The sequence below is a fragment of the Glaciecola nitratireducens FR1064 genome (genome assembly GCF_000226565.1).
Taxonomy (GTDB): Bacteria; Pseudomonadota; Gammaproteobacteria; order Enterobacterales; family Alteromonadaceae; genus Glaciecola; species Glaciecola nitratireducens.
Window position 1 is genome coordinate 3,462,919 of sequence record NC_016041.1, and the last position, 12,172, is coordinate 3,475,090.

General features: G+C 39.5%; 8 protein-coding genes. 6 read left to right on the forward strand and 2 right to left on the reverse strand.

Going from position 1 to position 12,172, the window contains the following annotated elements; genetic code table 11:
• Positions 1-6 precede the first annotated feature (6 nt).
• The 5 genes from GNIT_RS14770 (at position 7) to GNIT_RS14790 (ending at position 7,420) form a co-directional block, all read left to right on the forward strand.
• Complete coding sequence (locus GNIT_RS14770; protein ID WP_014110079.1) at positions 7-573, forward strand: hypothetical protein; 567 nt, start codon at positions 7-9, stop codon at positions 571-573.
• 553 nt (positions 574-1,126) lie between these two features.
• The gene (locus GNIT_RS17765; protein ID WP_049786944.1) at positions 1,127-2,548 is read left to right on the forward strand and encodes a hypothetical protein; all 1,422 of its coding nucleotides are present in this window, start codon (positions 1,127-1,129) and stop codon (positions 2,546-2,548) included.
• 133 nt (positions 2,549-2,681) lie between these two features.
• Entirely contained in the window at positions 2,682-3,845 is a 1,164-nt protein-coding gene (locus GNIT_RS14780) for a polysaccharide pyruvyl transferase family protein (RefSeq protein ID WP_014110082.1), read from the forward strand.
• A 57-nt stretch (positions 3,846-3,902) separates the two neighbouring features.
• Positions 3,903-6,371 carry a rhamnan synthesis F family protein gene (locus GNIT_RS14785; RefSeq protein ID WP_148261725.1) on the forward strand — a complete coding sequence of 823 codons (2,469 nt, stop codon included), beginning with the start codon at positions 3,903-3,905 and terminating at the stop codon, positions 6,369-6,371.
• A 593-nt stretch (positions 6,372-6,964) separates the two neighbouring features.
• On the forward strand, positions 6,965-7,420 hold the full coding sequence (locus GNIT_RS14790; RefSeq protein ID WP_014110084.1) for an FAD synthase family protein: 456 nt from the start codon (positions 6,965-6,967) through the stop codon (positions 7,418-7,420).
• Positions 7,421-7,608: 188 nt separating this feature from the next.
• Here GNIT_RS14790 and GNIT_RS14795 read toward each other — a convergent pair whose 3' ends face one another.
• Complete coding sequence (locus GNIT_RS14795; protein WP_014110085.1) at positions 7,609-9,486, reverse strand: LicD family protein; 1,878 nt, start codon at positions 9,484-9,486, stop codon at positions 7,609-7,611.
• Positions 9,487-9,959: 473 nt separating this feature from the next.
• On the opposite strand from GNIT_RS14795, the gene GNIT_RS14800 reads away from it, so the two are divergent.
• The gene (locus tag GNIT_RS14800) at positions 9,960-10,154 is read left to right on the forward strand and encodes a hypothetical protein (protein ID WP_148261726.1); all 195 of its coding nucleotides are present in this window, start codon (positions 9,960-9,962) and stop codon (positions 10,152-10,154) included.
• 248 nt (positions 10,155-10,402) lie between these two features.
• Here GNIT_RS14800 and GNIT_RS14805 read toward each other — a convergent pair whose 3' ends face one another.
• Entirely contained in the window at positions 10,403-12,169 is a 1,767-nt protein-coding gene (locus GNIT_RS14805) for a glycosyltransferase family 2 protein (RefSeq protein WP_014110088.1), read from the reverse strand.
• Positions 12,170-12,172 lie beyond the last annotated feature (3 nt).

The following is a 12,172-nucleotide window of genomic DNA, read 5'->3' on the forward strand; positions in this document are numbered from 1 at the left end:
ATTTATATGAAGACCAGAGCTTACCTATTATCACTTTTAACTATTTCTATGCTAAGCGCTTGTTCTCAGCAAGAAGCAACGTCGGTCGATGAAATTTCCAGTAAATACAATACTAGTCAAACACCTGCAAAAGAAACTGAAATGAGTGGCTTTGATTGTATTGCAGAGTTTAAAGACCGTTTGTACCTATTGGGCCGCGGTGATGATTATCCTAACTTCATTGCTCAAGACATTACTATAGAGTTAATTAAACAAGACCCTGAATCGAAACTGATATCTGCCACGTGTAAATCTGAAGTTGAGTTGGGCGTTAAATTTGCTGACGTTATTGTAGATGGCACTGCGCAACAGTCACTTGATTATTTGGAAGCTTCATTTCCATTGGAACTGGTTGTTTTTAATGGTGAAGAAAATTGGATATTAGATACCGTTTTACAGTATCAAGTTGACGGCTTGAGTAGTCAGGAAATTCCAACGCTGACCAAACACTTTAAAGTGATTGAATCTTATGATGAAAACAGACGAGTGCTTAAGAAGTTTAACTTAAATTACTCTGATAGTTCGTCAGATTAGTTTATTTATAGACCCAAGCTAATGTAAGTTGAAAAGCGGGTGACAAAGTAGTCAACCGCTTTGCTTCTTTAACTAGGCTCGGGCACATCGACGCTGAGGTTTTTGATTTTTCAACCTGCGCAACTTCCAAGATTATGCTTGTTTACAATAATAAAAGACTTAGATGGCGATTGGTGAAAAAAACTCTGCTTATAACTTTTAGTATGATACCGCAGCATCACCCGCAGCAATTTTTGCGTGAAATAGATTTTCTCAATCGACACTCTACTGTATGATCTAGGCTCTTTACGTTTGAGCTAAAGCTCAAACCGCATTTTTGTCATCGGATTAACTGAACATTGTGAACTGCTCAAGCTATCATTTTCTGAAAATTCCTGCGTGTGAATCATCTAGTTTTGTCACCGTACTGCAAAATTCAGTGATAAACACAAGTAGGATACTTAGCTCAACAACTCTTAACACCCCAATTAGCAAAACCACCAATACAGAGTTAAAAAACACCGGTGTTATGTTTACATGCCCAGTCAACAGGCTTGTAAATGCATATAAGCAAATGTATAAACATATTGAAAGCAAACCATCCTTTAAAGATTTTTACAGCCACCCAAACCGTGTAAACCTTTACTCTAAACTTTTTACTAATATGAAGTTGGATAGTATTGGTTTAATTGCTATTGATACCTGTGTTGTCAAAAGCCTCTTACTGGCAGAGGATTGGCTAGACATCGAAATTGGTAGATTTCGTTATGAAGCCATAACTGCAAGAGTTAATGTTGATATATCAGCAGATGATTTTAATAACATTACTGCCCTGCACGCTGCAGATATAGCACTGTTTAATGAAGCTAAGAAAATATTTGTAGCACGATGGGAACAATTAATAAATAAAAAGCAGTGTATTACTCATAAAAATAAAAAACTGGTAATTCATGTGGGGCCACCAAAAACCGGCACCTCTGCTATTCAATATTGGTTTAAAAAAAATCGAGAGTCTCTGATTAGTGAAGGTATCTTGTACCCTGAACATAATCTTGATGGCAACAATATAAGTAGCGGGAACGTTGATTGTTTAATTACCAACCGAACAGAAAGTGAATCCGCACACTACGACCATTCAAAAGCGCGTAAAGTGATGCAAGAGCTGAATGATTCAACTGCTGACATGTTGTTATTATCTTCAGAACACTTTTTTTATTACTTACCGTGGTTATTTGCTTATTTGCCTAATGCAGAGTTCATATTTTACGTCCGGCATCCCCTTTCAGCGCTTGAATCCGGGTACCATCAACAGGTGAAACGACATAAGTATACTCGCCCTTTTGCAATGCCAAGTAAGATCAGTTTTCAACAACTCGATATACTCACGAAGATGGCAAAAGAGTTCTCACCTAAGCTCTTAATAAGCTATTTTGATGAAAAATTATTTCACAATGGCTCATTAATAAATGATTTTTTGCACCTGCTACCAAAAAAATCAAATATTACTGCAAATGTCGAACGTATTAATTCGCAATATTGCCATGAAGCCATCGAATTAATGCGGTTTTGCAATCACTTTGCGAGTAATGACTTATTGGCACGTTTAGACAAATTTTTGCAAGAATATAGTCAAAGCCAACCTTCGTTTTCTTATATCACAAAAACCGACGTGAACAACTTCTCTAGCGATATGCAGCATCAAGCGAAACTGCTGGCTAAACAAGTGCCACAATTAAGACTAGAAAAAATGATGCAGATTATTACTAATTACGCACCAAGAGAGAATGAAGCACAGCACGAAGAATTGGATTTCAGTGACATAATCGCCAAACTCAAATCCAAAGATTTGCTACTAGTAAAAAAACTAATAGATGAAATTGATAACAAATATATCAGTGAGCATTTTTCCATTGTTGAACTGCTGGCGCTCACAATTAAGGAAAAACTGCTATTAAAGGCAAGAAAGGTATTCTTTTTAGCATTCAAGAGCAGCTGACAAAAACTAAATTAATTTATTTTAATGTATACTCACTATTTAATTAGTAGGTCATCATTTAGTATTCAAGAAAAGAATTTATGGCACATAAAATTTAACGTGTGCTTACGTTTTTACAAACAAGGAATTGCATATGAAGGTTGGTATAATCACCAATTTAATCGATATCGACGGTTTTGTTAAAAATCGGCTAATAAGCGCTAATGCTGATAAGTGGATGCAAGCCACTGGAGGGAATACAGGTAACGTAGCATTTGTGCATGGTGTCCAAAGTTTAGTGGATGAAGAAGCTGATGTTGTCCGATGGTCTGATGACCCTGCTAAGTTGAATCAGGAATACGACCACTTAATCGTTTGTTGCGCTAACCAAATTGGTAAACACGTTGACTTAGCGGGATGGGCCGACAGATTACGCAATTTCGATTTACCTACAACTTTTATCGGTCTTGGTGCGCAAAGTGATGCAATCGGAGAAATACCAGAGGTACCTGATGGTACTAAAGCGTTTTTGGACTTATCCAAGCAACTACGTGTTGATGCGAACAAACCAAATATAATTACACGTGGCGAGTTCTCAAGCAGTGTACTTCAGCACTATGGTGTGGACTCTGCTCCTTTTGGGTGTCCTTCACAATTCATATCACTACAACACGGGCTCGGCCAACGTTGCTTTGATCACCAGCAACGTACTCAGTACGACCGCATAATGACAGCGGCAGGCAATCCGTTCCATAAATCGTCAAGCTTGGAAAACACACTGACTGAAATTGTAGAGAAATACAAAGGCGACTATATCCTACAGCACCCTAAGAGCCTGATTCAACTTGCGTTAGGGGAAACAACTGACATTGAACCTAATACAATCAAAGCATTAGAGAGAGTGTACTCTCGAATTGGTAAATGGAGTGAAATTAAAGCGTGGTTTGAGAGTTACGGTGTATTCTTTGCTGATGCGCAGAACTGGATGCATTATTCACGACATTTCACCTTAGCAATAGGTCCTCGTTATCATGGCGTGGCACTGCCAATTCAAGCGGGAGTGCCTGGCAAAGTCATTAGCATCGACTCAAGAACAGAAGAGCTCGCGGTAACAACTGGCATACCCACCGTCAAATACAAAGATGTTGAAGACATGTCTGCGGATGAATTAATTGCTTCCTGTCGCTGGTCACTCAAAGATGCTCTGCATTATGATAAAACCCGCGTAGCAAATGCCGTCAATTATTTACAATTTTTTGCACAAAATAATTTAAACGTTAAACCAGAGCTTAAACAACTTGCAGAAGGTAGTTTTTGATTTGTCAGAATCTTCGTGATTTTTTTTGCAACGATAACTAAGTAAAAAGGGCATCCATTGAGTAACTATCCTTTCTATTTATGTACCGGTTTTCATCGAAGCGGTACGTCGTTGGTAGCAAATACCCTTTACGATAATAAAGTAAACATGGGTAGCGATCTTATGGGGCCGAGCTTTGCAAATCGAAACGGTCACTTTGAAGATGTACCCATGGTTAATTTGCATGATCGACTACTCAACGTCAATGCCACTGACTGGCGGTATTTTTCTGATAGACCGCTAACATTAACCGCCGGCGCTATAAACGAAATGCGCCAATACCTAGAGAAACGAAGGAAAGCGGTTGATGATAAAACAATCATCGGTGCGAAAGATCCGAGGGCTGTGCTGTTTTTGGATGGTTGGCATCAAGCAACCGATGGTAAGCTCAAAACACTCATGGTGTTCAGAGACTGGCGCCTATCTGTATCATCACTGCTAAAACGACATAGTCGGCAATTAATTCAATACTCGGGCGATGCCAGTAACCGACAAGTTGATATGCAATTTTGGTTAACACCTGATCTAGCTGCACAGATGTGGCTAAGTTCAGCTCGTTCGATGTTGCAGTGGTTTGAACAACATCCCACCGACACCTTATTGTTTGACCAAACATCATTCGTTTCTAAACCGCTTGAATTAGCAAAAGTAGCCAGTCAGAAAGACTTTGAACCATCCTTATTGATATGCCGCACCTACGAGCAAGGCTTACTTCAGAGCTCGGTACCGGAATCAATGCAAAATATGATGAGTGAGCAAATACGCATTCAATGCGAGATAATTCAACAACAGTTATTCGAATATTCAGATGTAAATGATAAAGAGCATGTGCATACTCACAAAAGCGACGATTTAGTTGCCCCATTGTTAAAGCAAGCAGCTATTGAAACCAATAAAGGAAATTTACCTGAGCCTTATTTTGCACAGCCTCACCTTCAACCATTAACTTGGCAAGACCTACTGAGTTGTTTGACTGCTTATAACGCAACACAAATAAAGCTAGTTGACTGGGAAGCTTTGTTAAGTAACAGACATTTTGATGCCAATCAGCTAGATAAGCTTTATGCGCTTTTAATGAAGTGGGGTATCAATAAAGAAGCTCGGCAGGCAGCATTAAAATCCATTTCCCTTAAGCCTCAACCATGGCGCTACATGCATCTTGGCGACGTTGATATGCGCGAAAAGCAATACGAAGAAGCTAAGGAAAACTACACCAAAGCGCTGGAAATGTCGCCCACAAACGCGACTTTTTATGCCCGCCTTGCAAACGTTGCAACAGCTCGCGGTGAATATAAAAGCGCGAAAAATTTAATAGATAAAGCGCTTGAGTTGGATTCAGCAAAACTCGCTGTTGTGCAGGCAGTCAAGTATCTAAAAGACACACAAGCGAGGAACTTGCCCAGCCCAGCTGTAAATACCGTGATGTTAAATACAACAAGCGTTATGACCACAATAGCAGACTACCAGATTGTAGTTGACGCCATGGAAGAAAATCGTGAGCATGGACTTATGCTAGATAAATATATGTGCCAAAGTGCCTTTGTTTTAAGGGACAACCGCAATTGGTTTAGCAATGCATTATTGGCATTACCAACTTTTGCAAGGGCATGCTTTGCTGATTATACGTTAATGCATCTCAACAAACTGTTTCCAGTAGCTGCTTTAACTGCAGAGCTATTGGAAGAAGGTAGCAACAATTGGGAAGATAACGAGCATTACTTATATAACCTAAAAGAGTCTTCAGCGCTGCCTAGTGTCGGCGTTTGTATTCACGTATTTTATCCACATTTGTTACCGCAAGTTTTCTCATACATTGCAAACATCCCCAATATTCGACGTATTATCGTGACTTGCTCCATTGATGCAGAAAAAAGAATAAAACAAGCGCTGTCAAAAAATTTACTGGTTGAGGTTATCGCACTGAACAACAAAGGCCGCGATATTCTTCCTTGGTTAACTATTGCAGATGAGAAACTAAGCGAGTGTGACCTTGTGCTTAAATTGCACACCAAGAAAACGCCGCACCAACCTGAGCTAGCGGGGTGGCGAAACCAACTTTACTGGCAATTGATGGACAAAGATTTCTGTAAGCAAACATTGCAAGCATTTGTCGACAACAAAAATCTTGGTATCGTAATACCCAATTACCATCCAACGATAGTAAGACATGTAAACTGGGGACAAAATTTTGAGATAGCAAAGACTGTTGCTCATGCGCTGGATATCAAATTACCTAAGGAGAATAACACCTTTCCCGCAGGTTCTATGTTCTGGTATAGACCGAGCGCACTATCTTCATTAACGAAAGGTAGTTGGCGACACCTTGAATTTCCAGAAGAAGCGGGACAAACAGATGGTACAGTCATACACGCTATCGAGCGTGTTATTCGGTTGGTAGCAGAGCACAGTGGATACCGAGCGGCAATGGTCAACGAAATATGTTTGCAGGAGCCAGAAGCTCAACAAACAACGAACCCTCCGTTATAAAGAAATTAATAAAATAAAGGAGGAGGTATGAGATCAGGGACAACCTTAAAATCGCAGTTAAAAAGAGAATTTCTTTATTGAGCGTGTGAATATACAAAAAAGCAGTTAGCTAATTATTTTTCGACAATAGCTAATATTAAAGGTTTATTCGACGAATCTTAGCGTATGCGAAGTGCGAGGACCTATAAGGTTACAAAAATTACTTTAACGATGTTGTGTTGTTTAGACTAAATACGCAGAAGTATTTTTTCTGTAACAGCCGTTATCGACTAGGTGCAATGGTAAACTCAAGGTAGAGGTTCTTGACAAAGAGCTAAAGTTATTTGCAAGTTATATAAAGAAATATATCGTACTAAATATAGTTAAAAACATAATGTGAACATAAACGTCTTCGATGGAGCCTCAAATATCGTGAGCAAAGGTTATCCATATTTGATAAAAAATAGAGCAATAATATATACAAAATTTGTAGCTTAGAAGCTTATACAGAGGCATTTTGCTTGAACAATATGGGCAAATATGGATTATTTTAAGTGGGCTTCACGAATGGCCTCGAGCATTAAAAGATGAAAGCATATTAAGGAAATACAACTATGACGACGATCGTCACCTACGGTACATTCGATTTATATCATATTGGGCACGTTAGACTATTGAAACGTTTAAAACAGTTGGGCGACAGACTAGTGGTCGGGTTGTCTTCTGATGGATTTAACGCCATAAAAGGCAAAAATGTAGTGATACCCTACAAAGATAGACGAGAAATTCTGTTATCTTGTCGTTACGTAGATGATGTATTTGAAGAAAATAGTTGGGAACAAAAGCGTCACGACTTGGCTCGTGAAAGAGCAGATATCTTCGCTATTGGCGATGATTGGGCGGGTAAATTCGATGATCTTGAGGATATAGTGAAAGTGATCTACTTACCGCGGACAAAAGACATATCGACAACCGAACTGAAAACGGTTCTGTCATATTTAAACAAAGAAAAGCTATCAGAATTAACAAATCTAGTAGAAAATTTGTCGAGCATGGTAAAACAACTGTAAATACAAAACACAAAAATATTGAAAGAGCTCTTATTAAATAATGTCAATCCGATTAAGCCAGTCTAAGCTAGCGGAACATTCCATACCAGCAAATGGTCGACTTTCGACTGAGTGGGTGTACTATCGCGTATGAATAAGTCATTAAAGGCTGACCCGAAAATCAACCCTAATACAATTGTTATTATGACCTAAGTCGACTTGTCAGTCTTTACGGGCCACGGCCACTCATGAAACTTATCCGAGACCCCCCAATTCTCACCATACCTTTCCTGCAAGAAAACCTCAGGCTCCCCTGGCGCTGCGAATTTTTTCCCATAAAGCTCTACTTCTTTTCTTTCTGTTAATATGGACTTCGATATTCCTCTAATCCGCATTTTTTCCATGTGCAAAAAAGCCTTTTCACCCTCACACCAATATGGAAATACATCAACAATGACATTTGTTTCTTTCAAAAGTATATGAATATTTAAATTTTTGACTGTCTTACTTCCAGAGGTGATTCTGTATTTAGCATGATCAAGTTTTTCCATTAACTCGATCTTTAATTCAAATGCCTTTTCAAGGCTCATCTCACTCTCGGAGAATTCGACCAAAATATCCACGTCGTCGTCATGTGCAATAAACTGTTTTTGTCTAACGGCTCCAAGCAGCGTGCCATAAGCTAGGCATGGATTTAATCCAATATCTGTCAAATCTGTCATAACCGTTTCAAGAGTTTTTACTACATCGGGAACATTTTGAACTAACATGCCCTTTTTTGCGATACCGTGCTTAGTAAATTTAACCTCATCTAAAACGTTTTTTTTACGTAAAGTATTTACTTGCTTCTCAAGAAAATTAAGCTCACGTGCACCAGACAATAATCTTGAAAATGGAAGTAATGAAAAGCCTAAATGTTGCTGTGTCTGCCTGAAAATATAAATTGCTAAAATTTTCAATTCGTTATTATTTAGGTTTTGCTTTAATGGTTTATCGACCACCCATGTCGATAACAAATTAAGAGCAAAATTAACATGTTCTGGTTTACTGCCTTTTTTGTTTAACAACTTTAGTGCCTGTGACAATATAGTTTTTCGCCTTTCATGTTCGTTACTTATAAATAATGTATCTAACCCCAAAAAGTTAGCAGCTTTACTGTAGAAACGAGCTAATGCTCTGTAACTAAACGGGGAATAAACATTGACTCTTTCGTCATTAAGGTCGACGATAGAAATCTCTAAATGCTGATTACGTCCCCCCCATTTACAAGCTCTATTTATTACCTCTATATGTTGTATATAGTGTGGGCAGTTAAGGGTCACTTTTAACCAAGGTTTATCTTCTAATTTCGAGTGAAAATCTTTCCCTTCCAATATTTTTAGAGAACCCAAGTCGGGATTATAAGAAGAGCTACACGTGATAGAAAAATTATCATCAATTTCGATCTGATTTCTCTGCGCATCAAAAAACTTTATTGCTTTCAAATTAAGGATAGTTTGTGAACTTTCGACACATAAGTGCAGTTCAGTTATCTCGGCATCAATGTTAACTTTTAAAGCCTCATTTTTTCCACCACCAAAAAAGCCATAAGACGGAGCAATAGAATCCCAACTTAAAAATGATTCAAACCCATTAACTAAAAGTTCAGCACAAGAAACCCTGTGAAGTGCAGTTTTATTGCCATTAAATAGTGTAAAAACCACAGTCCCCTTTACCTTTTTGACCAAAATCCGAGGCTCTAATTGTAATGAGAATAATACATTTAATTGAGGGTTGTCATTTAGCCGCATTGATAAACAACCGGTTGCATGAATTGAACTCATACCTACTACATTATTACCAACAGTAGCTATAAGAAAGGCAGGATGAGAAGCGTCTATTTTGCAGCGGCCGCTAAGCGTGAAGGCATGCTGCGACATCTCCAGTGAGTTTTCACCGTTAAGATACTTTGCCGTCTTATCTGGACTCATAAGCTCCATGACGGAAGATTGCCTGATTTCAGTTTTTAGATTCAAGTCCTTCAAATTTTCAGCTAACTCCGATTTCGTTAGAAACGGTCCATCTAGTCTTTCCTTCGATGTAAACATCAATACTCCCTTAATAATCTAACCTATACAAATTGTAATACTTATCGCGCAAATTAATTATACTTCAACACTTAGCCATAGTCAGTAAACCGAGGGATTTATAAGTTGCTTGACGATTCCCCAACTTCAGAGTGGCGAAATTGATATTCCAAAACAGCTCTCTTCATCCAAACACAATACATTATACTTTCAATTAAATAGATTTTATCAATCACTTCTCTAATGTATAAATCGATTTCAAGAGCTCTAAGCTTAAGCTTTCCGCCTTATTTTTATAATCGGATATTCTTTGAATATTCGAAATTATCTTTCTTAAAAATATTGATTTATCGGAGACTAAATACCTTGATTACTTGGGTCAATGCTTAGTCTAGGTGCGGGTGGAGTGCATGGAAGTGAGGATATAAACACCAATATTGCTTATGTTCCTGAACTCAACTAACAAAGGCTATTCTTTAATAGAAAATCCGGTGATGCTAATTACTATAGGTTTGATAACCGCGTTAGTCATCCCTAATATGTCGGCGTTACTCGGGAGTCGTGAGCGCACTGTAAAATTGAAAGAACTCAATAGAATACTTGCGATGATGCACCTAAAAGCAACCACGCAAGTCAATGGCATAAGATTGGCGGTCGGTAGTACGATTGGAGAAATAGAGGACGTTTAAGTTACGCAAGAAATTGTGGTACTACCCAATGGATACTGCATCGGTGGTGAGGTTTACTTAAGCCATACCCAACAAACCTTCGCTGTTCTGCCGCCATTGTGCGAATTGCAAAATCTAACACCGGATACGCTGTAGCAAAGCCGAGGGGGGTACTCCTTCTTATTTCTGCTTAAGCGCTAATGCCGTCTCGTTAGGGCAAATCAGGCTTCAGCGCAGTAGACACCTACACTTGCAGAGCCATTTTCAATTTACACTTCCCTCAGCGCGAAATTTTCCTGCCTCAAAGTTAAATTACAATTATACCCAGGATCCTGCGCAATATACTCAGGCCATGTGTCTTGCAAATAGACCAGTTCACGCTCAAAGCGGCTACGCTTTTCAGGCGTGTTTTCAGTACCCCGAGAAACCGATTCATGATGATACAACTCAGCCTCAGCACAATATAAATTACGCCTGCCTAAGGCCTGCACTTTCAGGCATAAGTCGACGTCGTTAAACGCTACCGCCAAGTCTTGCTCGTTAAATCCTTTTACCGCCACAAAATCTTCTTTTTTAATCAGTAAACATGCTGCGGTTACTGCGCTGAAATGATGAGTAACGATTAATCGATTGAGGTAACCAGCGTGATAATGAGGAAAATACTTATGCGCATGGCCTGCGCCGCCGCCATATCCTAGCACCACACCTGCGTGTTGCACTCGTCGATTTGCGTAATAAAGTTTCGCACCAACGCAACCAATGTCGTGGCGCATAACGTGCATAAGCATATCACCTAGCCAAGTTGTTGATATTACCTCAATATCATTATTAACAAAGGCATATACACTGCCCTTCGCATGAGCTACAGCAAAGTTATTAATGGCTGAATAATTGAACTCATACGGGTACTGTAACAGGCGAACTTTGTCTTCCGTCTCGGCCAAAGTGTTAAAAAACGCGAGTGATTCTGGCTCATCTGAGTTGTTGTCGACAAGTAAGATTTCAAAATTTCGGTATTCACTTAATCTCAGTATGGAAGCAATACAGGTGTCAACCAGTGCCTTACCATTGCGCGTTGGAATGATAATCGACACCAACGGTTGTGAGGCTAATGGCCAACGTATTACGGCAGTATCGCTAATTTTACCTGCCGTTATTTCTAGCTTAGCCGGTATCAAAATGCCAGATTCGTTAAGCGCATCACTCCATTTCATCGGATACGACGTCTTTCTATGTAGCAAACTGAAAGGTAAGTGAGTCGTCGCTACATCAGACTCGTTTGTATATACAGTGACTAGCCACAAAGCATAGGCAGCGGCGTGTGTTTCTTTGGCAATGAAATTGATTATCGAGCGCTGATGCTCCTCAGCGAATAAACAAATTCCTGTGTTCATGTATCCAGAGCTTAACTGTAAATCAGGATCCCATTGCGGGTAACATTGCGGCTGGGTTCTGCCTAACTCATTATGCAAAGTGTCACTGTCGCAAGTGACCACATCAACACCGTTGCTATTTTTACCCGAGGTTAAAAATGCCGCAACGGCATGTTGATGTAAAACTTCACCGGCCCTCAGCAACAATAATGGTAATGCATGATCAAGTTCAGTATGTGTATGAAGGGGCAGTATGCGAGTTTTGTTGAACTGAGATATATCAGCGGTATTGAGCCCTGAGTTAGCATTAACTAAATAGATGTGCCGCACTCTGGGTATGTCTTGAAGAGACTTAAGCGTGTCCATCGGCAGGTCTTGCATCGACGGGTTCAATACCAAACAGTCAATCAAAGCATCAGGCTGAAGTGCCTGTTCCTGTTGTTCGAGAGCCTGCTGTTGCAATAATATGAGCTTCTCATAGCGAGCCTGTTGCTTATGCTCAGGCAAGGTCCCATAGAATAAACGAGACGTATGCAGCGCTTTTGAATAAAGAGACATCAATGAGTGCTGCTGGCGTAATCGCTGGCGCATGCCCATTGGTAACTTGTGTAAAACCAAACGAAACAAGCCTAAAGCTCGTTGTAATGCACCACGTAATAACATAGG

Bases quoted from the DNA above. Each gene is read 5' to 3' on its own strand.
- GNIT_RS14795 (WP_014110085.1), bottom strand. From the start codon at position 9,486: ATGTTTACATCGAAGGAAAGACTAGATGGACCGTTTCTAACGAAATCG.
- GNIT_RS14800 (WP_148261726.1), top strand. From the start codon at position 9,960: ATGCTAATTACTATAGGTTTGATAACCGCGTTAGTCATCCCTAATATG.
- GNIT_RS17765 (WP_049786944.1), top strand. From the start codon at position 1,127: ATGTATAAACATATTGAAAGCAAACCATCCTTTAAAGATTTTTACAGC.
- GNIT_RS14790 (WP_014110084.1), top strand. From the start codon at position 6,965: ATGACGACGATCGTCACCTACGGTACATTCGATTTATATCATATTGGG.
- GNIT_RS14780 (WP_014110082.1), top strand. From the start codon at position 2,682: ATGAAGGTTGGTATAATCACCAATTTAATCGATATCGACGGTTTTGTT.
- GNIT_RS14770 (WP_014110079.1), top strand. From the start codon at position 7: ATGAAGACCAGAGCTTACCTATTATCACTTTTAACTATTTCTATGCTA.
- GNIT_RS14805 (WP_014110088.1), bottom strand. From the start codon at position 12,169: ATGTTATTACGTGGTGCATTACAACGAGCTTTAGGCTTGTTTCGTTTG.